This is a genomic window from Streptomyces sp. NPDC088810, assembly GCF_044750305.1.
In the GTDB taxonomy this organism is placed as follows: domain Bacteria; phylum Actinomycetota; class Actinomycetes; order Streptomycetales; family Streptomycetaceae; genus Streptomyces.
Genome location: NZ_JBIVJQ010000007.1, coordinates 350,399 through 376,161, shown reverse-complemented (window position 1 = coordinate 376,161; position 25,763 = coordinate 350,399). Strand labels below are relative to the sequence as shown.

Genomic DNA, 25,763 nt, shown 5'->3' with positions numbered 1-25,763 from the left:
CTCACTGCCTCACTCGGCGTCAGCCGTTGCGCTTCCAGCGCGGCTTGTCCTCGCGGCGGCCGAAGGAGCCGTTGCCGCGGTGGTCGTCACGTCGGCCGAAGGGGCGCTCGTGGCCGCCGGACCGGAAGCCCGGGCGGTCGTCGCGGCGGTCGCGGTTGAACGGGCGGTCGCTGCCCCGGTGGCCGCTGCGCTCGTCCCGGCGGAAGCCGCCACGGTCGTCACGGCGCTCGAAGGAACGGCCACCGCGGTCACGGTCGAACGGACGGCGCTCGCCCCGGTCGCCCCGCTCGCCCCGCTCGCCGCGGTCGTCACGGCGCTCGAAGCCACGGCCACCCCGGTCGTCACGGCGGTCGTCACGACGCTCGAAACCACGGCCACCACGGTCGTCACGGCGGTCGTCACGACGCTCGAAACCACGGCCACCACGGTCGTCGCGACGGTCGTCACGACGCTCGAAACCACGGCCACCACGGTCGTCGCGACGGTCGTCACGACGCTCGAACCCACGGTCCCGGTCGAACGGACGACGCTCGCCCCGGTCGCCGCGGTCGTCACGGCGCTCGAAGCCACGGCCACCCCGGTCGTCACGGCGGTCGTCGCGGCGCTCGAAGCCGCGCCGCTCCCGGCGCTCGTACGGCGCCGAAGCCGCCGGACGCTCCTCGCGCTCGGTCTCGCGCTCCGCCGGCTCCTCGGCCACGGCGAGCTGCTCCGCCGCCGTCGCCTGGGCCTCGGCCACCGCGGCCTCCGGGTCGTCGCCACGCTCGCGGGCGACCCGGGCGACCAGCCGGTCGGCCTCCTCGCGCAGCTCGGTCGCGCGGCGCTGGGCGCGCTCCAGCTGCTTGGTGAGCTGGGCGACCTCGCGCTCGGCCTGCTGGGCGGCGTTGGCGGCGGACTCGGCCTGGACCTCGGTCATCGAGCGGGCGCCGGTGATCTCGGCGACCTCCGGGTCGAAGGCGGCGCCGCCCTGGATGATGTGGCGGGCCGCGTCGACGCCGGCGTCCTCCATCAGGCGGAAGATCTGGCGCCGCTGGTGCGGCAGGGACAGCGAGACGACCGTGCCGGTACGGCCCGCACGGGCGGTACGGCCGGCGCGGTGCAGGTAGTCCTTGTGGTCGCCGGCCGGGTCCACGTTCAGGACCAGGTCGATGCCGTCGACGTGGATGCCGCGCGCGGCGACGTCGGTGGCGACCAGGACGTTGACGTAACCGTCCTTGAAGTCGGCCAGGGTGCGGGTACGCGCGCCCTGGGTCATGCCGCCGTGCAGCGCGTCGGACTTCACGCCGGCCTCGCGCAGCTGCTCGGCGACGCGGTCGGCGCCCAGCTGGGTGCGGACGAAGATGATCGTGCGTCCCTTGCGGGAGGCGATCGCGGCGGTGACCGGCGCCTTGTCCTTGGGCTTCACGATGAGGATGTGGTGCGACATGGTCGTCACCGCGCCCTGGGCCGCGTCCACCTCGTGCAGGACGGGCTCGTTCAGGTAGCGGTCGACCAGGGTCTTGATCTCGTTCTCCATCGTGGCGGAGAAGAGCATGCGCTGGCCGCCGGCCGGCACCTGGTCGAGCAGCTCGGTGACCTCGGGCAGGAAGCCCAGGTCGGACATCTGGTCGGCCTCGTCCAGGACGGCGATCTGCACGTCCTCCAGGGAGCAGGCGCCGCGGTTGATGATGTCGCGCAGACGGCCGGGGGTGGCGACGAGGATGTCGACACCGCGCTCCAGGGCGTAGATCTGGTTGCCCATGGAGGTGCCGCCGCAGACGACCTTCATCTTCAGGCCGAGGACGTCGCCGTACGGCTGGAGGGCGTCGGCGACCTGCATGGCCAGCTCGCGGGTCGGGGTGAGGATGACCGCGCGGGGCTTGTGCTTCTGCGTCCGGCCGCCGGCCAGCTGGGCCAGGGTCGGCAGGCCGAAGGAGAGGGTCTTGCCGGAGCCGGTGCGGCCACGGCCGAGGATGTCCTTGCCGGCCAGGGCGTCCGGGATGGTCGCGGCCTGGATCGGGAAGGGGGTCGTCACGCCGTTCTGCGCGAGCTTGCGCACGATGCCCTCGGGGAGGCCGAGGTCGGCGAAGGTGATCTGGGGGGACTGGGGGGTGGTGTCAGCGGCCTCGGGGGCCTCGGTGACCTCGGTCGTCACGTCGACGAGTTCGTTCTCGAGCTCGTTGTCGTTCTCGGACACGACGATCTGGTCAGTACTGGACACGGACATGCGAATGCGAAACCTTCCGGAGTCTCTTCGGCACGCGCCCGTCAACTCCGTGTTTCGCTCACGACCGCCTCAATGCGGTCCGCCACGGCAAAGGAGAGTACGCGCCACACGGCGCGCTCTGTGGTGGCGCCGGGCAAATGGGATCAAACGATCTACCACCATACGCACCTCTCACCCCTGAAGGCAAACCGGCCCATGGAGACGCTGGTCACGCCCTACGCGGGCACCCCCGCCCGGGGCGCCGGCTCCCGCTGCGCCAGCTGCGGCCCGGCCTCCTCGTGCGCCGACGAGGACGGCTCGGCCGACGGCGGGTCCGAGACGGGCGGCGGCGGGGTGGAGGCCGGCGGCTCGGGCGGGGCGGAGGTCACGGGAGGCGTCGGCTGGGCCTTGGTCGGCTCCGTGTCCCCGGGCTGGACGGTCCGGCCCGGCTCGGCCGGTGCGTGCGAGACGCTGCGCGCGGCCGACGGGGTCGCCGACGCCGAGGCCGACTCCCCCTTCTTCGCCTTGCCGCCGTGCCCGTGTTTGCCGTCCCCCGCCCCGCCCTCCTCCCGGGCGAGGCCGCCCACGCCGTCCACCGGGCCGCCGTCGGGGGCCTCGCCGCCGCGCTGCCCCGCCGGGTGGGAGGGCCGGACCCGGCCCGCGTCGTCACCCACGTTCACGCAGCCCGCGGCGGCGGTGACGGCCAGGACCGCGGCGGCGAGACGGACGGGTACGTACAAGGGGCGCACGGCGGCCACCTCCGGGGACAAGGAAAGAAGTCAACCTCCCCAACTCCCGCCGCCCGCAAGAGGACACGCGCCCCGCCCGCATCACCCCCGGCCCGCACCCCCGCACCCGGTCATCCGTACCCGAGGGCATGCAGCCGGGCGTCGTCGATGCCGAAGTGGTGGGCGATCTCGTGCACGACGGTCACCTCGGTCTCGGCGACCACGTCCTCGCGGCTCTCGCACATCCTGAGCGTCGGCCCCCGGTAGACGGTGATCCGGTCCGGCAGGACGCCCGCGTACCACTCGCCCCGGTCGGTCAGCGGCGTCCCCTCGTAGAGCCCGAGCAGCTCGGGATCGTCGGCGGGCGGTTCGTCCTCGACGAACACCGCGACGTTGTCCATCAGCCGTGTCAGCTCCGGCGGGATCCGGTCGAGCGCCTCGGCGACCAGTTCCTCGAACTCCTCGCGCGTCATCTCCAGCACAGGGCCATTGTCCGGTAACGGTGCCGCATAGGCACCGTTGCGTCCGGGCATACGGGACCAATGGCCCGCGTCCCCCTCGCAGCCCTGCGCACCCTGCTGAACCGGACCCCGAACCGCGCCCGTCCGCTGCCCGCCCTCGAACTCGCCGCCCGCCCCCGGCCCTGGCTGCGCGCCCTCGGGCTCACCGCGGTCGTCCTGGCCGGTGCGTGGCTGGGGCTGCTGGTCGTCGGCAACGTCCGGGCCCCGGTCGGCCCGATGGACACGACGATGGCGCTGCGCCCCTCCCTGAACGGCGGTACGAAGATCAACGTGTCGCCGCTGGGCGCGCTCACCCTGGACAGTCACGTGGCCCCGGTCCGGCTGGACGTGAACGTCGACCAGCTGGATCCACTGCGCTCGCAGGCGCTGGTGGACCACCCGGAGCGGATCTCCGGCCTGCAGGAGGAGGTCGCCCGGGACGTGGAGCACGGCACGCTGGACCTGGCCGTGCGGTCCTCGGTCGCCGTGGTCTCCGGGGCCACGGCCCTGGGCCTCGCCGTCTACCGCCGCCCGCGCCGGGCGCTGGCCGCCGGCGGACTGGCCCTGGTCCTGCTGGCCGCCTCGGGCGCGTCGGCGTACGCCACCTGGAACCCGAAGTCGGTCCTGGAGCCGAGGTTCTCCGGGCTGCTCAGCTCGGCGCCGTCCGTGGTGGGCAACGCCCGCAGCATCGTCACGGAATTCGACGTCTACCAGAAGGAGTTGGCGCGCCTGGTGACGAACGTGACGAAGCTCTACGACGTCACGTCCACGCTCCCGGCGTACCGGCCGGACCCCTCCACCATCCGGGTCCTGCACGTGTCGGACATCCACCTCAACCCGGCCAGCTGGAAGATCATCGGCTCGCTGGTGAAGCAGTACCAGGTGAACGTGATCGTCGACTCCGGCGACACGATGGACCACGGTACGGCGGCGGAGAACGGCTTCCTGGACCCGATCCGGGAGCTGGGCGTGCCGTACGTCTGGGTGCGCGGCAACCATGACTCGCGGACCACCCAGCGCTACCTGGAGCGCATGAAGAACGTGCACGTCCTGGACGACGGCCGGGCCCGGACGGTGGCGGGCCTGCGCTTCGCGGGCATCGGTGATCCGCAGTTCACCCCCGACCGCTCGGCGGTGCCCGGCGGTGAGGCGTCCGAGCAGCTGGCGGGCGACCGGCTGGCCAGCGCCCTGCGCGACCAGCGGACGGCCGGCTCCCCGGTGGACGTGGCGGTCGCGCACGAGCCGTCCGCCGCGCGGGAGACCGACGGCGAGGTGCCGCTGGTGCTGTGCGGGCACCTGCACCACCAAGGGACGGAGCTGCTGCCGTACGGCACCCGGCTGCGCATGGAGGGATCGACCGGCGGCAGCGGGCTGCGTGCCGTGGAGCGCAAGTACCCCGCCCCGATCGAGGCCTCGATCCTCTACTTCGACCGGGACAGCCACCGGCTGCAGGCGTGGGACGCGATCAAGCTGGGGGGTCTGGGACTGACAACGGCCGAGGTCAGTCGCCATCTGGCGGACGATAACCAACCGGGCGGCCCCGGTGCCTCGCGCTCCCCCTCGCCGACCGCTCCCGCCACCTCGCCGTAAACCGTTTTGGCGATACCCGGCACCATCCCATATGCTTCTCACGTCCCCGACGCGCTGACAAGCGCCCAGGCGGGCCGATAGCCCTCATCGTCTAGCGGCCTAGGACGCCGCCCTTTCAAGGCGGTAGCACGGGTTCGAATCCCGTTGGGGGCACGCATTACCGTGTGCGACACTGTTGCACGCACGCTTGGTCCTGTGGAGCAGTTTGGAGTGCTCGCCACCCTGTCAAGGTGGAGGCCGCGGGTTCAAATCCCGTCAGGACCGCTGGTGTTTCACGTGAAACACCGTGGCTGGGTAGCTCAGTTGGTACGAGCGTCCGCCTGAAAAGCGGAAGGTCGCCGGTTCGACCCCGGCCCCAGCCACAGCCGCCCTGACCAGGGCAAACACCCCCACTGGAATATTCCGGTGGGGGTGTTTTCGTGTCGGCTACGCCAACCGGTACGCCAACGACGTCGCAACTAGAGCTGGTCGCCAGCCTTGCGATGGTCGACGACGCTGTCAGGCCCTGGGGACATGATCGTCTCGTGGCCGTTCTCAGCCCTCACGCGGTACGGCGGTGTCCCGTTCGGTCCAAGAACTTCCACGATCTCCACGACGTGATCCTCCCGTCCGGCAATGCGGCCGTGGACGATAAGCCGATCCCCTTTGCTGGCATGCATACCGATCTCCCTCATGTAGAGATGTGGGTCACTCCCACACCCAGCGTGACGGGGTCACCCCGTGGATGTCATGGGTTCTGAGGCAAGATCACCTGTAAGGGCGTGAGGCATCAAGTGAGGGTCTCACCAAGCTTCCGGAGCGCCTTCCGCTGCTCATCCAGGGAGGCGTGGGCGTAGACCTTCATGGTCACCCCGATGTCACTGTGACCCACGATCTGCTGGACGATGTGAGGCGGAACACCCAGGTCGAGCAGAAGCGAGACGGCCGAGTGTCGGAGATCGTGAAAGCGGATCTCCAGACCGAGCCGCTTGCGGAGCGGGTCCCAGCTCCGCCGGAGGTTGTCCGGCTCCAACGGGGTGCCGATACGGGACGTGAACACCAGCCCATGCTCCTTCCACCCCATACCGGCGGCGGCTCTCTCCTGCGCCTGCCGCTCGCGATGCTCGGCGAGCGCCTTCACCATGAGGGGCGGCAGGGGCACAGTGCGGACGGATGCCTTGGTCTTCGGCTTGACCAACCGCAGCTCTCCCTCGACACGCTGTAGCGCGCGCTCGATGGTCAGCGTCTCGCGGTCCAGATCGACCGCGTCCCAACGCAAGCCCAGCAGCTCACCGCGTCGCATACCCAGGACCAGGGCGAGCACGTAGAGGGCGTGCAGGCGGTCCCCCTCAGACGCGCGGAGCAACAGCCGGGCATCGGCGACGCTGAGCCCCTTCCCGGTGTCGTAGGTAGGCGTGGGGACCTGGACGAGCTGCGCGACGTTCCGCGCGATCAGTTCCTCTCGTACGGCGTTCTGCAGCGCGTTGCGCAGGACGGCATGGATGGACTGCACCATGCGCCGGGACAGCAGCGTCCTGCAGCACTTGCCGGCCGCGCAGCACTCCGGCTCGGCTCGCTCCTTGTCCCAGCCGTGCTTGCAGCACTGGCACTCAGCGGCGACGCGGGCGAGCCACGTCCGGACCTCGGCGGCCCGAAGCGTGCGGATCTTCTTCCGTCCGAGACCAGGGATGAGGTGGACACGAGCCACGCTCTCGTAGCCCTGGTAGGTCTTGGGGCGGCGGTGGACCTCGACCACAGTGGCGAGCCAGTAGGTCAGGTAGTCCCCCAGGCTCATGTTCGTGTCGGGCACCGGGATGCCCTGGTTCTCCTGCGCTTGGAGTTCGGTGATCTTCCGCCGCACCTCGTCACGGGTCTTGCCGTAGACCGAGACGCGCTTACGGATGCCGCTGGTCGTAGTCACGTATACGCGGCCGTGGTACGTGCCGTCCTTGCGGATGGTGATGCTGCCTTCGCCGTTGGCGCGTTTGGCCATTAGTTGTCGTCTCCCAGCCGGTTCTGGATGTAGGTGTGGAGCGCATCGGCGGGCACCCGTCGGGCGCGGCCGATGGTGAAGCTCGGGAGCTGCTTGGACCTCATGAGGTCGTAGACCTTGAAGCGGCTCAGCCGCAGCGCGGCCATGACTTCGGGAACCGTGAGCGCCTCGTGGGTCGGGGGCAAAGCGGTGCTCATGCGGTGACTCCTCCGGGGCAGTCCTTCGGGGGTCTTCTGAGGGCCGCTACTTCCGCTACCTCCGCTACCGCGCAGGTCAAGGGCCTGTTCGAGGTAGCGGGAAGGGGTAGCGGTAGCGGCGGGGTAGCGGCTAGCGGCGGTGCTTGCCGCTACCCCGTTTGTGCTGGTCAGGCTGCGTTTTCGGTGCTGGGTAGCGGAGGTAGCGGACTTTCCGGGGGTGGGGGGCAGTAGCGGGCCCAGGCGTCCGCGAGATCGGTGGCGTAGTAGCCCTTGAGGACGCTCCCGGCGGTCTTGATGTTGCGGGAGGTGATGGGCTCGTTGTGGGCCGTCACGTACTCCGCGAGCATCCGTGACAGGCGCCGGTTGTCGAGCGGCTTGCCGTGCAGGTCGGCCCACGGTGCGTCGTCCAGGGCGTTGAGCCGGTCGAGGATGGCGATGGTGGGCAGGCGGTCGATGCCGACCAGGACGTGGTCGCGCAGGTCGGTCAGCAGCCGGACACCGAGGCTGCCCTTGTCGTTGGCCTTGGAGGCGGTCACCAGGGTCACGCAGGCGGCGCGGGCCCGCTCGGGCCAGTGGCCGCCGGCGGCGTCGGCGATGGCGATTAGGGGTTCCCACACGTCGGCCGGCCGGTCGGTCACCCCGTCCGGCATGTCCGGCCACGCTCCCATGACGAACCCGCGGGCCTGCTCGGCCCACGCGGCGAGCCGGTCACGCAGCTTGTGGCCCTCTGCTTCGTGGATGCGGGCCCGGAAGGGCTCCACCTTTTCGTTCCTGGCCCGCCGTCGCATGCGGATGATGACGGAGCGGCTCAGGATCGTGTCGGGCAGCGAGCCGAGACCTGCGACCGCGACCGCGCAGTACGAGGGGAACGCCTGAACGGTCTGCTGCCCGCCGTCCCCGATGCACCGGTAGGTGACCCCGGTGCGGCGGTGACCGGCGTTGAGGAATCCGCGCAGTTCCTCGTTGTCCCCCGCCTTGGGCCCGAAGACTGTGTCGATCTCATCGAAAAGGATGGTGGGCTTGCCGTTGCCTGCGGAGACGGACCGGAACAGGGCGGCGGCGGACGCGTTGACGGCCGTCATGGGTTGCGGCACGAGGGTTTCCACGATCTCCAGCGCCCGCGTCTTCCCGGACCCCGGCTCGGGGGAGAGGAAGGCGATGCGAGGCGTGGAGTCGAAGCAGTCGAGCAAGTGCGCGTGCGCGTCCCACAGCGTCACGGCGACGTATGCGGCCTCGGTGGGGAAGACGTTGAAGCGGCGGTGGAAGGCTTCCACCTCGGTGAGCAGCGCGGCGCCGTCGATGGCGGTCATGCGGCGTGCCTCCCTTCCAACGGCGGGGCGGGCGTTCCGGTGCAGGCGGAGCGGTGGGCGTCGTACTCGGTGACCAGCGCGGCGACGCCGTCGGGCCCGGTGGCGGTGCCGGTCAGCCCGCAGGCGCAGGCGTAGGCGGCGGTGGGCAGCGCGGCGTGCCGCATCGACCAGCGGGCGCCGTCGTAAGGGTGTCGGTAGACCGGCGGGGCGAAGATCCGGATACCGGGCGCGTCCGGGGTCGGGTCGGCACCCGGCCGCATCGGGGACAGGTTCGGACGAAGGGCAGTTACGACGCCCTGACGGGCGGCGCCATTCAGCTCGCCCACGGCCGGCCGGGGTGCGGTCGGTTCGGCGTCGGACCGTGCGGCGGTGGTGAGCGTGAGGCTCTTAGTAGGCGGGGGATTGGTCATGCCGGCACCCGCCGTCCGGTCGGGTTGTGGGCGATGGACCAGTCCAGTCCTCGCGTGATCACGTCGTCGTAGTAGCGCTGGGACTGGGTGGCGTTGCCCGCTGCCGCCCTACTAAGAGCCTGCTCAACCTCGGCGCGGGTGAGGTCGCCGGACGCCACCAGCCGCCCCAGTGCGCGGGCGGCTCGCAGCAGGGTGGCGTTGCGGGTGCCGTCGGCGGCCGTGGCGACGTTGTGGGCCTCGTTGCGCAGCGCTGCGGCGGCATACCCGGTCGCGTGTACGGACGCTTCCGGCACGGCCTGTGCGGGCCGCTGGCGGGGTTTCAGGGCGTTGTGCAGCCAGTCGGGCAGTGGGGCGGGGTCACGGTTGTCCAGGACCGTGTACGGGCCGTCGGGGGTGACGCTGCCAGCGGCGACGACGTACCCGCCCCAGCCCCGGGTGTCGATCTTCTTGGCGAGTCGTCCGGCGGTGGAGTGCAGCCGCTCGCCCGGGGGTTGGGTGAAGTACAGGTGCTCGCCGCCGCGCGCAGTCCGCACCCGGTAGGTGTCCGGGACGGGCTGCCCGGCGCGCTCGCAGAGCGCAGAGAAGTTGGCGACGCCGTCAGGCGTTCCTTTCGGCTCTTGCGGTTTCGGCATGTCGAGGTCGACCACCAGCAGCCCGGAGGGGCCGGTGGCAATGCCGACGTTGTAGGGGTGGTGGGCCCAGGCGGCGGTGATCAGGTCCACGTCCGTCGTGGCGCGCTGCTCGGGCGTCTTGTGCCCGCCGGCGCAGCGCCCGGTGCCGGGGCAGTACTTCTCAGCGTGTCCGGCGGGCCGCTTGTCGCCGGGGCGGAGCGGGAAGACGCGCCAGCCGCGTCCGCCCGCCTCGATCGCCCACGCCAGCAGTTCCAGGCCCGGCAGGCCGAGGGTGGGCACTCGCCGGATCAGGGTGGGTTGGGTCATGCTGGGAGACCTCCACAGGTCTGTTGATGGCAGGTGGACAGGCGGCGGCCCCGGTTCTTGGCGGAAGGGGGCCGCCGTCGTCTTGGGTGGTGGTTCAGGCGGCGGCGGTGTCGTCGTCGCCGCGCGCGGTGGTCAGTCGGCCGTCCAGGGCGCGGACGACCGTGCCGCCGGTGGTGAGGGTTTTGACGGCCTTGGACACGGCGCTCTTGGACAGGCCCGTGATGGTGACGAGGTCCTTCTGGCGGACCGGTTCGTCGGCGGTCTCGATGGCCTTGAGGACGCGGGCAACTGCGCGGTCCGTGGTGGGCTCGTCCGGCGTCGTGTTCTTGATGAGGGTGAGCGTCGGGGCGCCCGCGGTTTCCACCGTGGGGGCGACGGTGCGGGACCACGGGGTGCGGTCGGGCAGGGCGATGACGACGGCCTTGTCCATGTAGCGGACCTTGACGGGGTCGGGCTTGCGCTTGCCGTCCCGGATCAGCGCGACACCGGGGACGGGGAGTTCGTCGGCGTTCCAGCCCTTGGCCTGTGCGTCCTCACCGAGGACGACGCGGGCTTCGGCGGGGGTGCGGACGGCGAGGCAGATGGAGACGCCGATCTGCGGGGCGATCTGCTTGGGGATGCCGTCGTTGATGCTGGGCTTTTGGGTCATCCACCACAGGTCGATGCAGGCGGCGCGGCCCATGCGGGCGATGGATTCCAGGCCCGGCAGAGCGGACCGGGTCATGGTGCGGGTCCTGCCGTCGGCGGTCTCGGTCTCGTAAGGGACCTTGTCGGCGGCCGTCATGACCTCGGCGCCCTCGTCCACGACGACCGTGATGCGCGGCCGGTCGGGGGTGGGGGTCCAGGTGTCCTGGCCCTTGGGCAGGATGCTGAGTCGGTCCAGCATCTCCGTCTCCAGTTCATCGACCACATCGATGACTTCGCGCGGGGTGGAGGCGACGCGGGCTCGGTGGTCCCACAGGCGGCCTTCCACGCGCTTGAGGTCGATGATGACGAGCGCGTTCGTGGCGCCCTCGGACGCGTCGTACAGCAGCGGCCGGGACGCCACGCTCTTGCCCGCGCCGGACCGTCCGGCGATGAGCAGCCGTTCTCCGAGCGGCACGGTGACCTGCTCGCCGGTGACGGTGTCGACGCCGAGCGAGCGCCGCTCGGGCGTCCACGTCAGGTCGTCGCCGTCGGCAGCCGAGCGGGTGCGCAGGATGAGTTCGGCCCAGCCGCCCTGCTTGCCCGCCTTGATCTGCATGCGCAGGCTCGTGCGGGCGCCGAGCAGGGCTCGAATGTGGTCCTCGGCCGCGCGGAGCTTGGTCGCCGTCCACGTCCCGTCGAGCCGGACGGCGACGACGATCCCGGCATCGGTCAGCTTCGGCCGGCCGGTCAGTGTGCCCGTCAGGCCGCGCTGTTCGGCGTGCTCCTTCCAGTGCTGCGGCTGAAGACGCTTCAGCAGCGCGCGCTCTTCGGCGGTGGACTTGAGGCCGGTGGTGTCGCGCTCGCGCACGGCCACCCACACGGACAGGGCCGTGACGGCGGCGACGAGGGCGACGGCCGACCACACCCACACACGTGTGGGCACCTGCGGGAGCCAGACGTATCCGGCGATGCCGAGCGCGGCGGTCGTCTTGGTGGCGAACAGCCACATCGGGTCCGGTACGCGTCGCTTGGCGGTGCGCACTTCGCGTTCGGCACGGTGGGGCAGGGAGGTGACGCCCTCGGGGTCGACGGCGCGGGCCCGTTCCAGGGCGGCGCGGGCGTCGGCTACGAGCGGCTTGCGCTGGGCGCGCAGCGCGGCGCGGCGGTCGACTTCCTTGCGCCACACGTCGGCGGTCCATCGTGCGGCGGTGGCGGCGTACTGACGGTGGGCACGCCAGACTTGTCCGTGGCTCACGGAGTCCTCTTTCCGGGATGAGTGGGTCGGTGGTGACGGGCCCTGCGACGGCCCGTCACCACGCACATGTGTTACGCGGAGTGAGCGTGTTTCCGGTTTCCTGGTTTCCGAGACGGCCCCTACGCGTGCGCGCGCGAGGGCGGAAACTTCCGTCACCCTGCGTCGCTACGGGGCCTGTGGCGGCCGAACAGGCTTCCGGGGGTCAAAACCCCACAGGGAAGGGGGCTCAGGCGCCCTACGGGCCGCCTACGGCCTCGGCGTGTTTCAGCGGCCCTTCCGGCCGCGCTTACCGGTGCCCTTGCCGCCCTCGGAGATGGAGCGGACGACGGTGACCACGGCCCAGCCGAGCACGAGCGCGATGAAGGCGAGCATCGCCAGGTTCGCGGCGATGGCGGTGAGCACGCCGACGAGCAGCGGGCCGAAGTAGACGCCGGCGGCGACCGCGCCGGCACCGACACCGGAGCCGAGCGCGACGCGCTGCACCGTGCGGTCCGGCGGCGCCTGATGGATGTGCACCACCTGCGGCCCGGCGGGCTGCTGCGCGGGCAGGGCGGCGGGGTCGGCGTAGACATGGCTGCCGTCCGGGAGCTGAACGACGGTCAGCGGGCGGTGTGCGGGGAGCTGTTCCATGACGCACCCTCCGGGGCGTTGTCGGGGAAAGCGCAGGTCGCGCACATGCCGAGCGAGGGCGGGATGACGTATCCCGCGTCGCGGCGGCACTCGGGGCAGATGCGACGGGCGGCGTTGGCCTTGGCCAGAGCCGCCCACTTCGCCGGGGTCATCGGACGCACCGGCTTCGCGCGGTCGATGCGGTAGAGGTAGGCGACCAGCGGGCCCCGCCGGCGCCGGGGCCGCTCCACCTGCGCCGCCACATCCTGACCACCCGGACGCAGTCCGAGAGCGCGGAGCTGGCGGTAGGTGGCGTAGCCGTCCGGGGCGAGCCGCCACCGGTAGACGGGCAGGGTCTCCATCACTGACCCGCGATCGCGAGTTCAGCGCGGGCACCGGTGGGGTCCCGGTGCTCGGCGTAGCGGTGGGAGACCCAGCCGACCGACCAGCCGCACAGCTCCGCAGCCTGCCTCACCGACAAACCCGCAGCGAACGCGGCGGCCACGATCCGGCGCGCCTCGTCCTCCGGCAGCTTGCCCTCAGCCGGGCCGCGCTCCAGCAGCGCGGCGCGTTCACGGGCCGCACGCTCCTCGCGCTCACGGCGTTCACGCTCCGCCTGCTCGGCGCGCTCACGCCGCTCGGCTTCGGCCCGCTGGCGGGCCTGCTGTTCGAGCCGTAGCCGCTCCTGTTCACGCTGTTCACGCTCGCGTTCACGGCGTTCACGGATCTCCCGCTCGGCAGCCTCCGCCCGCTCGCGGGTCGCGCGCTCCTCGCGCCGTTGCCGCTCCTCCCGCTCAGCCTGCTCACGGGCCAGACGGGCTTCGTGCTCACGCTGTTCACGCGCCAACTGCGCGGCGTGCTCGCGCTCCTCACGGGCCTCTTCGCGGGCCTGCGCGGCACGCTCGCGGGCCGCCTGCTCACGCCGATCCCGCTCGGCTTTCTGCTCGGCTTCCAGGGCTGCCACGGCGGCGGCGATGGCCCGCCGGTAGGCCAGGCTGGTCTCCGCCGTGACGATCAGCAGCAGCGGCGCCACCGCGTGGACGGCGACGCCGACCAGGTCTTTTCTCAGTGCGGAGTCGGCTGTGTTGAGCGCCAGGGTCATCAGGCCGGTCATCCACCGCAGGGTGAGGGGCCAGCGTCCGCCGTCCCCGCCCAGACGGGCCAGCACGTCATCGAGCTTGACCACGATGACCACGGCGGCGTCCACCACGAGCGGCAGGATCGGCGCCGTCCACGTCCACTCCTTGGCCGTGTGCTCGGCCATCAGCGGCGTCACGGTGAGGATGGAATAGAGCATCGCCCCGCACACGATCAGCCACGTGCCGGACGACAGGGCGCGCTCCGCTGAACGGGTCTGAACGCTGTTCACGCCGCCTCCCGGACCGACCTCGGAGCGGGCACGAACGCGCGGCGGAAGCCGTTGGACGCGGCGTGGAAGATGAACGCCTCACAGCGCCACGCGACCTCACTGACCGGGCGTTCATCAGCGGGCACCCACGCGCCGGCGGGGACTCCGTGGGTGACGGTGTCGGCGTACGCGTCCTCGCGGGTGGCGTAGATCGTGTGGGGGGCGCCGTAGTGCAGCAGCACCGTCAGCGTCCGCCCCTCCATCGACTCACCCTCCAGCTCCTGACGAAGCCGGCGGATCTCGATGTCCTTCAGCAACATCTCCTGCTGCGCGGCGGACAGCTCCTCCACCGCACGCGCCAGGAGCGTGCCCACCTCGGCCGTGGTCGCCTCGGCCCGTTCAGCGCGGTCGGTGGCGGCGTACAGCTCACGCACGTGCCGGCCGAACGCCTCGTTCGCGGCCCCGCTGGTCTGCCGGGCCAGCTCACAGGCGGCACGGGAGTCGTGCTCAAGCTGCTCTATGCAAGCGCGGGTGACGATGCGGATCACGCGGCACCGCCCGTCTGCCCGGACACGCCGTTGACGTGGTCGCGGTGCGCGGCGAGCACGCGTCGGCGGGCCCGGCGGATGCGCCGCTCGTCCAGCTCGCACGGCGTCCGGTCGATGACGATGATGTGCGCGTCCAGCAACTCCATCTCCGCGCGGATGACGGGCATCTCCGCGTCGATGGCGTCCAGCTCCGCGTCCGTGGGCTCCAGCCACGGCTCGAACGCGGTAACAGCGTCCTGAACAGTCACGATGTGGTCCATGGGTCGTGTTCTCCCTAGCAGGTGGCAACGGCCCGAACAGCGGCCCCGGTGTTCCCGCACCGGGGCCGCACGCCGTTGGAGTCGGGATCTCCGGCTCCCCTCGGCGCCGCTCGTACGAGACGAGCGACGGAGGCAACCGGCCGCAGCGCATAGAGGCGCCGCGAGGGGCTGGGGTGCACGGATCCTGTCCTCCGCGCGATCCGTCTTTTCGACTCGGGGAGACGGGGCCCACGTATGCAGTTCTCAAGCGACGACCAGCGGCGGGGCCCCTCGTGGCGACAGAGCTATCCCGAACCAGCGCAACCGTCTCGCCCTGCCAGGGAAGGACGGCGCCGCAGGAACAGAGTGGACCGGTGGACCGGTCCAGTCAAGCAGGGGGGAACGAGTCGATCGACCGGCCGCAGAAAATGCGCAGGTGGTGGATGTGTAGTGCCATCAAAAAAGCTGGACCGGCGGACCGGTCCAGCTAGCGACACACAAGCGAACGACTACATCGCATAGGTGTCGATCTGCTCGAAGAGCGATGAGGGCGTCACACCCTCCTCACAAACCAGAGGGCGCCCCTGCTCGTCGTATGCCGTATGAAGCAGGACGGCGACGGCCGTTCCCGTCGGAACACCCAGTCGCTCGGCCTCCACATCCGTGGCGAGGCGCACCGTTGTGACGTCCACGCCCTCGACCGGGAATCGGCCTGTCTGGCGACGAACGTAGCGCGTCGTACCTTCGGCGATCGGGGCAGTGTCAGCGAGGCGAGGTGCAGCCTCTGCGATCTCCGGAGGGAACCATGCCTCCACGCAGCTATTCGGGGTCCCGTCTTGAAGTTGGAGGACCCGAATCCGCCGAAGGGCCTGCACTCCAGGGGGGAGCCCCAGCGCGACGGCGACCCTTGACGGAGGCTCGGCCCAATCCGGCGTCCCTACGCGCAGGAAGGGCATGCCACCCAGGATCCGTGCCGACCCCGCACGCCGAGCGCCGGCGGGTCGTGCGACGGGAGTTTCCGTGACAACGAAGCCGGTGCCCTGCTTGGCGACGACTACGCCGTCATTCCGCAGCACGTCCACAGCCTTGATGGCGGTTGCGCGTGACACGCCCCACTGTTCGGCCAGGTCACGGCCCGAGGGGATGGTGGCCCCAGGAGGGAACTCACCAGCAGCGATGCGGACGCGCAGAGACTCGGCGATCTCTTCGTACTTCAGAACTGCCATGGCTTCCCCTACTCCGCGCGCTGGACTGGTCCACCGGTACACAGGATACTGCGGGCATGTCGAACCTCGAATTGGACCCCTCCGTGATGCGGTTCTACGGCGAGACAGTGAACGAGGACAGTCGCCTACGAGTCTCGGCAGACGGGCGTATGGAGCTGGCCAGAACACAGGAGCTTCTCCGCCGCTTCTTGCCTCCTGCGCCGGCCCGCGTACTCGACGTGGGCGGAGCGACCGGCATTCACGCCGAGTGGCTCGTGAATGACGGTTACGAGGTCACTCTCGTGGACCCTGTCCCCCGTCACGTCGAAAGTGCGGCAGCCATCTGTTCAGCGGTCCTTGGCGACGCCCGTGACCTGCATGAGGCAGACGACAGTTTCGATGTTGTGCAGCTCCTTGGCCCGCTGTACCACCTCCCTGACCCTGCCGATCGGGCCAAGGCTCTGTCGGAAGCGTGCCGCGTTGTGAAGCCGGGCGGCCTGGTGGCTGCGGCTGCGATCAACCGCTATGCCTCACTCTTCGAGCACGTCACATACGCTCACCTGCACAAAGAGCGGATTCACGATTCGGTCTCCAAGATTCTTGAGACGGCCGTCTACGACGGCGTACGAGGCTTCACCGTCTCCTACTTCCACCGAGCCGAAGAGCTGGTGGCTGAGCTTGTCGCGTCCGGCCTTACAGACGTGCAGGTCTTCGGGATTGAGGGGCCCGCATGGTCACTGGTCAAAACGGCAGAGCAGCAGCCGGGCGATGGGCCCACGGACGACCTGATTGCCTCCGCGATGGCCGCCGCGCGTATGGCGGAGCCGTACCCCGAGCTACTCGCCGCCAGCTCACATCTCCTGGCCGTGGGGACGGCTCCGGACTGATGACTGGCCCAACTGCCGTACATCGGGTTGGCGTACGCCAACCCGTACGCCAACAGTGGCGTACAACGACGACCGGAGGCGACACGCTATGACCTGCACCACGGGGCCCGCCTCCGCTCAGGCTCGGCCTGAAAAGCGGAAGGTCGCCGGTTCGACCCCGGCCCCAGCCACAGCCGCCCTGACCAGGGCAGAGGCCCTCTCCACGATCGTGGAGGGGGCCTCTTTCGTACCAGCCGTTGTCGTACCAGCCATACCCCCGGGACATCGACGGAGCACCGCCAGGTGAAGGCCTTACCGAGCATCGACCCGACCCTGCCGCTCGACTGGTATCCCGAGCGCGTCTGGTACACGTCCTACGGATCCAACGTGCACCTGGACCGGCTCGCCGCCTACCTCAGGGGCGGGTGCCCGCCCGGCGGGGCCAGGGAGTACCCGGGATGCCGCGACCCCGCCATGCCGGCCCGGTCGATCCCCGTGGAACTGACCGGCGCGATGTACTTCGCCACCAGGTCACCGGTGTGGGGAGGCGGCCGCGCCTTCTACGACCCGGAGGTGAACGGGCGGGTGCTGGCCAGGGCGCACCTGGTGACCGCCGGGCAGTTCGCCGACATCGCCGCTCAGGAGATGTACCGGGCGCCGGGCGCGGACCTGGATTTGGCGGACGTCCTCAGCCAGGGGCGTGCCGTGCTGGGCGAGGGCCGCTACGAGACGCTCGTCTGTGCCGGTCAGGTGGACGGCCTGCCGGTCCTGACCTTCACGGCGCCGTGGGGGATGCACGACGTGCCGTGGGTTCCTCCCTCCGCCGCCTACATCCGTTTCCTGGCCGCGGGCCTGCTCTCGGCCGGCGCGTGGGACCTGGACGCGGTCGCCTCCTATGTCGCGGCCTGCCCCGGCGCCACGGACCACTGGTCGCCGCGGGACATCGCCGCCCTCCTCGGTTAGCCCGCAACGGTGGCCAGTACGATCGGGCCACATTTGGCGAGAACCCCACTCCCGCTCGAGCGAGGGGTTTCGTCGTACAGGGACCCTGAGGGGGGTACTTGAGACAGATCTCCAGAGGGTTGGTGACGGCCGGCGCCGTCCTGGTCGCCACGCTCGCCCTCCCCGGCACGGCCCACGCCGCGGGCCCGACCGTCCGGGACGCCTACAGCGATCAGGCCGACTGGTCGGTCCTCGACGTACGCCTCAACTACAGCGGTGAGGTCAGCAAGCTCGTCGCGAGGCTCCGTCCGGCCGGCAGCAGCGCGACCGACGCGCCGGTGGCCACGATCACCGACTTCACCAAGCGGTACGAGTCCAGCTCGTGGGACGCCGTGTGGGCGTCCCAGCCGATCCACCTGGACACCCTCGGCGACTACACGGTCGACGTCGAGGCCACGGACGGCTCCGGCGAGACCACCGTCGAGCAGAACGCGGGCACGCTGCACTACGCGAAGCAGCCCGTGTTCAGCAGCTTCGCCGTCACGCCCGGCGAGCCGGACATCGAGCACCAGACGGTCACGGCCGCCGGCGACATGGTCGTCCGCGACCCCGGCACCCGGGAGACCGTGCCGCTGCCCGGCGCCACCGTGAACCTCTCGTTCGACGGGGGCGGCGAAAAGGCGACCGCCGTTACGGACGAGGCCGGGCACTTCGCCGTCCCGCACCGGCTGGAGCAGGCCGGCTGGGTCTCCGCCGACTACAACGGCGGCCTGGGCTTCGCCGCCGCCGCTCCGGTCCAGGTCTGGCCGAAGGCCGCGCCGACCCGGATGGTCCTGGACAAGAGCAGCTTCCACGTCACCACCGGCGAGAAGATCAACGTCACCGGCACGCTGCAGTACCAGAGCGGTGCCGACTGGAAGCCGCTGTCCGGCATCCCGCTGGAGATGGACTACAAGGAGTGCAGCACCTGCAGCCCGGTCGGCGCGACGACCGACGCGAACGGCCGCTTCTCCTTCGTGCGGACCCCGTACGGCAGCAAGAGCGTCTACGAGATCGCCTTCACGTCGTACACCCCGTTCGCGCAGCACAGCACGGCGGATGTCACCGTGGCGGTCACGGCGACGACGAAGTTCACCGGTTTCACCGCGTCGCTGGACAAGTACGCGCAGCTGAAGATCACCGGCACGCTCGACCTGATCGGCCGTGACGTCAACGACCAGGCCAGTGTGGACATCCAGTACTCACCGGACGGCAAGACCGGCTGGAGCACGAAGAAGACCGTGAAGGCCGGCTTCGGCTCCCAGTTCGTCGCCGACAAGGTGCCCGGCTACACGGACGGCTACTGGCGCCTGCGCTACGCCGGCTCCACCACCAAGGACATCAAGGGCAGCACCAGCAACAGCCTGCGCCGCAACCGCGCGCTCACCCGGATCAAGGACGCCAACGCCTCCCCGGAGCCGGTGACCAAGGGCAGGACCGTCACCGTCAAGGGCGTGCTCCAGGAGCGTGCGGTCGGCTCCGGCACGTGGAAGGCGTACGGCTTCAAGAAGGTGCAGATCCTCTTCCGGCCCAAGGGCGCGACGAGCTGGTACCTGATGGCCACGGTCACCACGAAGAGCACGGGATCCTTCAGCAAGGGCTTCACGGCCAGGCAGGACGGCACCTGGGTGCCCGTCTTCCTGTACCCCGACAGCAAGCACTTCGTGGGCGAGGGCGCGGAGGACTACGTCGACGTGCGGTGACGCCTTGGCACCTCGCCCGGCCGGCGCTACGTTCAGGCGGGCCGCGCGTGGTGCGCGGGGGCGGGGGGAGACATGAGCCGGGACGAGGCCAGAGCCATCGGGGACACCGAGCTGGAGAAGGTCCGGGCCCGGTACGGGCTGCTCGCGGTCGTCATCAGCAATCTGGCGATCGCCGCAGTGGCGGTCTTCGGCGTGTGGCGGCTCGGCGGGGACAAGGCGGTGATCGTCGGCATCCTCACCGCCGCGTTCACCGCCGTCAGCAGCGTGACCACCGCCTACCTGGGCATCAAGGCCGTCTCCAACACCGCGAGGTCGATCGCGCTGGGAGAAGGCCCGGGCCGCAGGCACCCCGAGCCCGCCCCGCCGGCCCCGCCCGCCCAGCGCGCCTCCTAACCCGCGGGGGCCGCCCCGGTCGGTCTGCCGCCGGGGTGGCGGTGCCGCCAGATCAGGAACACCGCGCAGGAGACGACCGTCCAGCCCGCCAGTACCAGGAACGGGAAGGCGTGCTGGTGGCCGCGGAAGTACACCGCGGTGTGCTGGGCGTTCACCGAGCCGCCGGGCGGCAGCCAGCGGCCGATCGTGCCGAGCGGCGACGGCAGCAGGGGCCAGGAGACGGCCCCGCCGGACGACGGGTTGCCCAGCAGCACCATCAGGCCCCAGGTCGGCAGCATGGCCCAGCGTCCGAGCAGGGTGTTGAACATCGTGAACACCATGCCCGAGGTGAACATCGTCAGGGCGAGGATCAGCCAGGACTCCACGAACGGCAGCTGCAGCGCGCCCAGCAGCCAGTCCACCACCGCGGCGATCACGAAGCCGCCGAGCAGCGCGTAGGCGACGGTGAACGCGATCCGCTCCAGCGGGTTCAGCTCCTTTGCGTGCACGCTCAGCTGGATGGCGCCGACGAAGCCGACGATCACGGCGGCGAGCGAGATGTAGAAGATCGCCAGGCCTCTCGGGTCGCCCTGCTGGAGCGGCTTGAGGTCGTGGACCCTCACGGGGGTGCCGGTGGCCTGGCCGACCTTCACCGCCGTCTCGCCGAGCACCTGGGCGACCGTCGCGCCGGACGCACCGGACACGTTCACGGTGATCGTCCGGCCGCCCTTGGGCGCGTCGACCACCGCGAACACCTTCTGCTCGTCCACCGCCCGCACCGCGTCCTCGCGGCTGCCGTACGGGTGCAGCTTCAGGGAGGCGTGCAGCGCCCGTTCCATGCCGTCGATGAACCGCCGGGCGGCCGGCCGGTCGTGGGCGCCGGTCACCGCCGTGGGGATGCTGTGCGGGGTGGGGTTGGCCATGGCGTACGTGTACGACCCGGCGAAGAGGCCCGCCGCGGCGGCGACGATGAGGAGGAGGACCGTGGCGGGCAGGAAGGGGGACTCCCGGAACGCCGTCCAGTGGTCCGCGTGGGGTCGGGGGTGGCCGTGCTCTCCGTGAGGGGAATCGGGCATGTCGCCCACGCTAGGTCATGCCATGACATCACGCCCCGGTTGAAATCGTTCGCGTGATTTTCCGCCGAGGTGAGATCCTGGATCGCGTATGTCTACGCATCCCGCCCCCGCCCCCGGCACCCTCGCCCCCCGCCTGACCGAGCTGTCGCTGCGCGACGCGCACCGGCTCGGACGGCGGCTGGAGGGCGCGCGCAAGATCCGTAAGCCGGAGGCCCGCGCCGCCGTCCTCGCCGAGATCGACGGCGAGATCGACAAGGCCGCGGCCCGGATGGCCGAGCGCCGCTCCCGCGTGCCGGTCGTCACCTACCCCGAGCAGCTGCCGGTCAGCCAGAAGAAGGACGTGATCGCGGAGGCCATCCGCGATCACCAGGTCGTCATCGTGGCCGGTGAGACCGGTTCCGGCAAGACCACGCAGATCCCGAAGATCTGTCTGGAGCTGGGCCGGGGCGTGCGCGGCATGATCGGGCACACCCAGCCCCGCCGGATCGCCGCCCGGACCGTGGCCGAACGGGTCGCGGAGGAGCTGAGGACGCCCCTCGGCGAGTCCGTCGGCTGGAAGGTCCGCTTCACCGACCAGGTGAACCCGGACGCCACGTTCATCAAGCTGATGACGGACGGCATCCTGCTCGCCGAGATCCAGACCGACCGCGAGCTGCGCGCCTACGACACGATCATCATCGACGAGGCCCACGAGCGGTCCCTCAACATCGACTTCCTGCTGGGCTACCTCGCCCAGCTGCTGCCCAAGCGGCCCGACCTGAAGGTCGTCATCACCTCGGCGACCATCGACCCGGAGCGCTTCTCCCGGCACTTCGGCGACGCCCCGATCATCGAGGTCAGCGGGCGGACGTACCCGGTGGAGGTCCGCTACCGCCCCCTGCTGGAGGAGGAGTCGGACGACGCCGACCGCGACCAGATCACCGCGATCTGCGACGCCGTCGAGGAACTCCAGGCCGAGGGCCCGGGCGACATCCTGGTCTTCCTCTCCGGCGAGCGGGAGATCCGGGACACCGCGGACGCGCTGGAGAAGAAGAAGTACAGATTCACCGAGGTCCTGCCGCTGTACGCCCGGCTCTCCCACGCCGAGCAGCACCGGGTGTTCCAGCCGCACACCGGGCGCAGGATCGTTCTGGCGACCAACGTCGCCGAGACCTCGCTCACCGTCCCCGGCATCAAGTACGTCATCGACCCCGGCTTCGCCCGGATCAGCCGCTACAGCCACCGCACCAAGGTCCAGCGGCTGCCGATCGAGCCGGTCTCGCAGGCCAGCGCCAACCAGCGCAAGGGCCGCTGCGGCCGTACCAGCGACGGCATCTGCATCCGGCTGTACTCCGAGGAGGACTTCCTCGCCCGCCCGGAGTTCACGGACGCGGAGATCCTCCGGACGAACCTGGCCTCCGTCATCCTGCAGATGACCGCGGCCGGCCTCGGCGACATCGAGAAGTTCCCCTTCATCGACCCGCCGGACCACCGCAACATCCGCGACGGCGTGCAGCTGCTCCAGGAGCTGGGCGCGCTGGACCCGGCGCAGAAGGACCCGCGCAAGCGGCTGACGGACACCGGCCGCAAGCTGGCCCAGCTGCCGGTCGACCCGCGTCTGGCCCGGATGGTCCTGGAGGCCGACCGGAACGGCTGTGTCCGCGAGGTGATGGTCATCGCCGCCGCGCTGTCCATCCAGGACCCGCGCGAGCGCCCGGCCGACAAGCAGGCCCAGGCCGACCAGCAGCACGCCCGCTTCAAGGACGAGACCAGCGACTTCCTCGCCTACCTGAACCTGTGGCGGTACGTCCGCGAGCAGCAGAAGGAGCGGGGGTCGTCGTCCTTCCGCCGGATGTGCAAGCAGGAGTACCTGAACTTCCTGCGCATTCGCGAATGGCAGGACATCTACACCCAGCTGCGCACGGTCGCCAAGCAGATGGGCATCCACCTCGACGAGGACGATGCCCCCGCCGACCGGATCCACGTCTCCCTCCTCGCCGGCCTCCTCTCCCACATCGGGATGAAGGACGTGAAGGACGGGAACAAGAACGAGTACCTGGGCGCCCGGAACGCCAAGTTCGCGATCTTCCCGGGCTCGTCGCTGTTCAGGAAGCAGCCGAAGTTCGTGATGTCGGCCGAGCTGGTGGAGACGAGCCGGCTCTGGGCCCGGGTCAACGCCAAGATCGAACCGGAGTGGGTGGAGCCGCTCGCCGGACACCTCCTCAAGCGGACGTACAGCGAACCGCACTGGGAGAAGGACCAGGCGGCCGTGATGGCGTACGAGAAGGTCACGCTGTACGGCGTCCCGATCGTCGCCCAGCGGAAGGTGAACTACGGCCGGATCGACCCCGAGGTCTCCCGCGAACTGTTCATCCGCAACGCACTGGTGGAGGGCGACTGGCGCACGCACCACAAGTTCTTCGCCGACAACCGCAAACTCCTGAGCGAGGTCGAGGAGCTGGAGCACCGCGCCCGGCGCCGGGACATCGTGGTCGACGACGACACGCTCTTCGACTTCTACGACCAGCGGGTGCCCGAGCACGTCGTCTCCGGCGCCCACTTCGACTCCTGGTGGAAGCGCAAGCGCCACGAGCAGCCGGACTTCCTGGACTTCGAGCGGGAGATGCTCATCCGGGAGTCGGCGGAGGCGGTCACCAAGGCCGACTACCCCGACACCTGGCGGCAGGGCCAGCTGAAGTTCCGGGTGACGTACCAGTTCGAGCCGGGCGCGGACGCCGACGGCGTGACGGTCCACGTCCCGCTCCAGGTCCTCAACCAGGTCACGGACGAGGGCTTCGACTGGCAGATTCCGGGCCTGCGCGAGGAGGTGGTGACGGAGCTGATCCGCTCGCTGCCCAAGCCGATCCGCCGCCACTACGTACCGGCGCCGAACTACGCGAGGGCGTTCCTGGAGAAGGCGGTGCCCCTCCAGGAGCCGCTGACGGTGACGATGGCGCGCGAGCTGAAGCGGATGGTCGGTGTCCCGTTCGAGGCGGAGGACTTCGACTGGGCGAAGGTCCCCGACCACCTGAAGATCACCTTCCGGATCGTCGACGAGCGGCGCCGGAAGCTGGCCGAGGACAAGGACCTTCAGGCGCTGAAGCTGCGCCTGAAGCCGAAGGCGCGCCAGGCCCTGTCCCAGGCCGCGGCGGCGACCGCGTCCCGCGAGGGCGGGGAGTCCCTGGAGCGCAAGGGTCTGACGGACTGGACCATCGGCACCCTCACCCGGGTCTTCGAGACCCGTCGGGCCGGGCAGCCGGTGAAGGCGTACCCGGCCCTCGTCGACGACGGTGACACGGTCTCGGTCCGCCTCTTCGACACCGAGGCGGAGCAGGCCGAGGCGATGTGGAAGGGCACCCGCCGGCTGATCCTGCGCAACATCCCGGTGAACCCGGCGAAGTTCGCGTCCGAGAAGCTGACGAACGCCCAGAAGCTGGCGCTCTCCGCCAACCCGCACGGCTCGGTCCAGGCCCTGTTCGACGACTGCGCGATGGCCGCGGCGGACAAGTTGATCGCGGACTTCGGGGGGCCGGCGTGGGACGAGGAGTCGTACCGGAAGCTGTACGACAAGGTGCGCGCCGAGATCGTGGACACCACGGTGCGTACGGTCACCCAGGTGCAGCAGGTGCTGGCCGCCTGGCAGGCCTGTGAGCGGCGGCTGAAGGCCGTGAGCAGCCCGGTGCTGCTGGCGAACCTCACGGACGTCCGCAAGCAGCTGGACGCCCTCGTGAGGTCCGGTTTCGTGACGTGGGCGGGCATACGGCGGCTGCCCGACCTGATGCGGTATCTGGTGGCCGCCGACCGGCGCCTGCAGCAGATGCCGACGAACGTCCAGCGGGACACGACCCGCATGGAGAAGGTCCACGAGATGCAGGACGAGTACGCCTGGCTCCTGGAACAGCTCCCGAAGGGCCGGCCGGTCCCCTCCTCGGTGCTGGAGATCCGCTGGATGATCGAGGAACTCCGGGTCAGCTACTTCGCGCACGCGCTGGGCACGGCGTACCCGGTCTCGGACAAGCGGATCGTGAAGGCGATCGACGCGGCCGCCCCGTAACCACTCCCGCACGGAGGGTGAGTTCGACCAGGGCCCTCACCCTCCTGTACAGTCCTTCTCGCAGCGCAACGCACGAACAAGCGCCGCGACACCAGGTCCTGTGGAGCAGTTTGGAGTGCTCGCCACCCTGTCAAGGTGGAGGCCGCGGGTTCAAATCCCGTCAGGACCGCATCCAGTGAGGCCCGCATCCGATCAAGGATGGCGGGCCTCACTCATACCCCGCCGCCGCCAAGGCCGCGCCCGCGGCGAAGCCGCAAACACACACAGCACATCCCGCCAGGACCGCACCAGGATCCCGGCCCCCGTCCGGCAAGGACAACGAGCCCCACCCCCACCCCCACCCGCCCCACCGCAGGCCGCGCCCGCGGCGGAGCCGCAAACAACACAGCAAATCCCGCCAGGACCGCACCAGGATCCAGGCCCCCGTCCGGCAAGGACCCACACCCCCACCCGCCCCACCGCAGGCCGCGCCGCGCGGCAGAGCCGCAAACAACACGGCACATCCCGTCAGGACCGCATCGCTGAAGAGGGCCCCCGAGAGGGGCCCTTTTTGTTGTTCCGGGCCGAAAGGGGGGCTCTGTGCCGCCCTGCGGACCCCGCGCGGCCTTGACGGGGTCACATTCCCTCGGTACCCAGGGAGCAGGGCCCGTTCCTCCTGTGCGGCCCCTGGAGGTGGCGTATGGCGGCGTCGGTCAGGCACGAGACGCGGGCGCTCCTGAGGGCCCATCTGTCGGCCGCCTCGTCCTACCGGCACCTCACGCGCCACTGCCCCATCTGCCACCACCTGCTGCGGCTGGCGATGGATGCCGGCCCGCGCGGGCAGGAGGGCGAGCAGGAGGCCGTCGAGGAGGAGGCTCCCGGGGACGCGTGACCCTCCGCGGGCTCAACCGCCATACAGGCGTGGGAGTCTGGGTCCCGCACCCCCGCCCGACATCCCTCTAACGCACACGGGTCGCGAGCAACAAGCGTGCTGGAGTGTGACGGGAGTCACCGCATGAGTTTTTGAAACTGCGGCACTTACCCCCGTCATACAAAGGGTCAATTTAATATGTGCAATTGCACCGCCGCCAGAGC

At 70.4% G+C, this 25,763-nt stretch carries 24 protein-coding genes and 4 tRNA genes; 11 read left to right on the top strand and 17 right to left on the bottom strand.

Features of this window, described 5'->3' with window-relative positions:
* Positions 1-19: 19 nt before the first annotated feature.
* From ACIP4Y_RS24145 to ACIP4Y_RS24135, 3 genes are all read right to left on the bottom strand, one after another.
* Positions 20-2,203, bottom strand: a complete 2,184-nt coding sequence (locus ACIP4Y_RS24145) for a DEAD/DEAH box helicase (protein ID WP_401396948.1) — start codon at positions 2,201-2,203, stop codon at positions 20-22.
* 215 nt (positions 2,204-2,418) lie between these two features.
* On the bottom strand, positions 2,419-2,931 hold the full coding sequence (locus ACIP4Y_RS24140; RefSeq protein WP_401396945.1) for a hypothetical protein: 513 nt from the start codon (positions 2,929-2,931) through the stop codon (positions 2,419-2,421).
* Between the two features lie 110 nt (positions 2,932-3,041).
* On the bottom strand, positions 3,042-3,392 hold the full coding sequence (locus tag ACIP4Y_RS24135) for a metallopeptidase family protein (RefSeq protein WP_030348836.1): 351 nt from the start codon (positions 3,390-3,392) through the stop codon (positions 3,042-3,044).
* 60 nt (positions 3,393-3,452) lie between these two features.
* Here ACIP4Y_RS24135 and ACIP4Y_RS24130 point away from each other — a divergent pair, with 60 nt between their 5' ends.
* The 4 genes from ACIP4Y_RS24130 (at position 3,453) to ACIP4Y_RS24115 (ending at position 5,362) form a co-directional block, all read left to right on the top strand.
* Complete coding sequence (locus ACIP4Y_RS24130) at positions 3,453-5,000, top strand: metallophosphoesterase (RefSeq protein WP_401396941.1); 1,548 nt, start codon at positions 3,453-3,455, stop codon at positions 4,998-5,000.
* A gap of 80 nt (positions 5,001-5,080) precedes the next feature.
* Positions 5,081-5,153 (top strand) — tRNA-Glu (locus tag ACIP4Y_RS24125).
* A 36-nt stretch (positions 5,154-5,189) separates the two neighbouring features.
* A tRNA-Asp gene (locus ACIP4Y_RS24120) sits at positions 5,190-5,264 on the top strand.
* Between the two features lie 24 nt (positions 5,265-5,288).
* Positions 5,289-5,362 (top strand) — tRNA-Phe (locus ACIP4Y_RS24115).
* A 96-nt stretch (positions 5,363-5,458) separates the two neighbouring features.
* Here ACIP4Y_RS24115 and ACIP4Y_RS24110 read toward each other — a convergent pair.
* The 13 genes from ACIP4Y_RS24110 to ACIP4Y_RS24050 form a co-directional block, all read right to left on the bottom strand.
* Complete coding sequence (locus ACIP4Y_RS24110; RefSeq protein ID WP_401397067.1) at positions 5,459-5,659, bottom strand: DUF1918 domain-containing protein; 201 nt, start codon at positions 5,657-5,659, stop codon at positions 5,459-5,461.
* A 110-nt stretch (positions 5,660-5,769) separates the two neighbouring features.
* Positions 5,770-6,972, bottom strand: coding sequence for a tyrosine recombinase XerC (gene xerC, locus ACIP4Y_RS24105; protein WP_401396938.1), 1,203 nt, complete (start codon positions 6,970-6,972; stop codon positions 5,770-5,772).
* Complete coding sequence (locus tag ACIP4Y_RS24100; protein WP_401396935.1) at positions 6,972-7,169, bottom strand: helix-turn-helix domain-containing protein; 198 nt, start codon at positions 7,167-7,169, stop codon at positions 6,972-6,974. The genes xerC and ACIP4Y_RS24100 overlap by 1 nt, the downstream gene beginning before the upstream one ends.
* Before the next feature lie 167 nt (positions 7,170-7,336).
* Entirely contained in the window at positions 7,337-8,479 is a 1,143-nt protein-coding gene (locus tag ACIP4Y_RS24095; protein WP_401396932.1) for a DUF3631 domain-containing protein, read from the bottom strand.
* Positions 8,476-8,889, bottom strand: coding sequence for a hypothetical protein (locus tag ACIP4Y_RS24090; protein ID WP_401396929.1), 414 nt, complete (start codon positions 8,887-8,889; stop codon positions 8,476-8,478). Before ACIP4Y_RS24090 ends, ACIP4Y_RS24095 begins: the two co-directional genes overlap by 4 nt.
* Entirely contained in the window at positions 8,886-9,827 is a 942-nt protein-coding gene (locus ACIP4Y_RS24085) for a bifunctional DNA primase/polymerase (protein WP_401396926.1), read from the bottom strand. Before ACIP4Y_RS24085 ends, ACIP4Y_RS24090 begins: the two co-directional genes overlap by 4 nt.
* 94 nt (positions 9,828-9,921) lie before the next feature.
* Positions 9,922-11,709 carry a MarR family transcriptional regulator gene (locus tag ACIP4Y_RS24080; protein WP_401396923.1) on the bottom strand — a complete coding sequence of 596 codons (1,788 nt, stop codon included), beginning with the start codon at positions 11,707-11,709 and terminating at the stop codon, positions 9,922-9,924.
* 264 nt (positions 11,710-11,973) lie between these two features.
* A complete protein-coding gene (locus tag ACIP4Y_RS24075) occupies positions 11,974-12,339 on the bottom strand; it encodes a DUF6251 family protein (RefSeq protein ID WP_401396920.1) in 366 nt (121 codons plus the stop codon).
* Positions 12,309-12,680, bottom strand: a complete 372-nt coding sequence (locus ACIP4Y_RS24070; protein WP_401396917.1) for an RRQRL motif-containing zinc-binding protein — start codon at positions 12,678-12,680, stop codon at positions 12,309-12,311. The genes ACIP4Y_RS24075 and ACIP4Y_RS24070 overlap by 31 nt, the downstream gene beginning before the upstream one ends.
* A complete protein-coding gene (locus tag ACIP4Y_RS24065) occupies positions 12,680-13,687 on the bottom strand; it encodes a DUF2637 domain-containing protein (protein ID WP_401396914.1) in 1,008 nt (335 codons plus the stop codon). The genes ACIP4Y_RS24070 and ACIP4Y_RS24065 overlap by 1 nt, the downstream gene beginning before the upstream one ends.
* The gene (locus tag ACIP4Y_RS24060; protein WP_401396911.1) at positions 13,684-14,214 is read right to left on the bottom strand and encodes a hypothetical protein; all 531 of its coding nucleotides are present in this window, start codon (positions 14,212-14,214) and stop codon (positions 13,684-13,686) included. Before ACIP4Y_RS24060 ends, ACIP4Y_RS24065 begins: the two co-directional genes overlap by 4 nt.
* Complete coding sequence (locus tag ACIP4Y_RS24055) at positions 14,211-14,474, bottom strand: DUF6284 family protein (protein ID WP_401396908.1); 264 nt, start codon at positions 14,472-14,474, stop codon at positions 14,211-14,213. Before ACIP4Y_RS24055 ends, ACIP4Y_RS24060 begins: the two co-directional genes overlap by 4 nt.
* Positions 14,475-14,962: 488 nt before the next feature.
* Positions 14,963-15,679 (bottom strand): GntR family transcriptional regulator, encoded by a 717-nt coding sequence (locus tag ACIP4Y_RS24050; RefSeq protein ID WP_401396905.1) that lies wholly within the window; start codon positions 15,677-15,679, stop codon positions 14,963-14,965.
* Between the two features lie 56 nt (positions 15,680-15,735).
* Here ACIP4Y_RS24050 and ACIP4Y_RS24045 point away from each other — a divergent pair, with 56 nt between their 5' ends.
* The 4 genes from ACIP4Y_RS24045 (at position 15,736) to ACIP4Y_RS24030 (ending at position 19,601) form a co-directional block, all read left to right on the top strand.
* On the top strand, positions 15,736-16,545 hold the full coding sequence (locus ACIP4Y_RS24045) for a class I SAM-dependent methyltransferase (protein WP_401396902.1): 810 nt from the start codon (positions 15,736-15,738) through the stop codon (positions 16,543-16,545).
* A 282-nt stretch (positions 16,546-16,827) separates the two neighbouring features.
* Positions 16,828-17,487, top strand: coding sequence for a histone deacetylase (locus ACIP4Y_RS24040; protein ID WP_401396899.1), 660 nt, complete (start codon positions 16,828-16,830; stop codon positions 17,485-17,487).
* A 98-nt stretch (positions 17,488-17,585) separates the two neighbouring features.
* The gene (locus ACIP4Y_RS24035; RefSeq protein ID WP_401396896.1) at positions 17,586-19,208 is read left to right on the top strand and encodes a hypothetical protein; all 1,623 of its coding nucleotides are present in this window, start codon (positions 17,586-17,588) and stop codon (positions 19,206-19,208) included.
* Positions 19,209-19,280: 72 nt separating this feature from the next.
* Entirely contained in the window at positions 19,281-19,601 is a 321-nt protein-coding gene (locus tag ACIP4Y_RS24030; RefSeq protein ID WP_401396893.1) for a hypothetical protein, read from the top strand.
* Here ACIP4Y_RS24030 and ACIP4Y_RS24025 read toward each other — a convergent pair.
* Entirely contained in the window at positions 19,598-20,656 is a 1,059-nt protein-coding gene (locus ACIP4Y_RS24025; RefSeq protein WP_401396890.1) for an ABC transporter permease, read from the bottom strand. The two genes, ACIP4Y_RS24030 and ACIP4Y_RS24025, sit on opposite strands and share 4 nt — an antisense overlap.
* A gap of 88 nt (positions 20,657-20,744) precedes the next feature.
* Here ACIP4Y_RS24025 and hrpA point away from each other — a divergent pair, with 88 nt between their 5' ends.
* From hrpA to ACIP4Y_RS24010, 3 genes are all read left to right on the top strand, one after another.
* Positions 20,745-24,689: an ATP-dependent RNA helicase HrpA gene (gene hrpA, locus ACIP4Y_RS24020; protein WP_401396887.1), complete on the top strand. Its 3,945-nt coding sequence runs from the start codon at positions 20,745-20,747 to the stop codon at positions 24,687-24,689.
* 94 nt (positions 24,690-24,783) lie between these two features.
* Positions 24,784-24,858: transfer RNA gene (locus tag ACIP4Y_RS24015), tRNA-Asp, on the top strand.
* 510 nt (positions 24,859-25,368) lie between these two features.
* Positions 25,369-25,560 (top strand): DUF6274 family protein, encoded by a 192-nt coding sequence (locus ACIP4Y_RS24010; protein WP_401396884.1) that lies wholly within the window; start codon positions 25,369-25,371, stop codon positions 25,558-25,560.
* Positions 25,561-25,763: the final 203 nt, after the last annotated feature.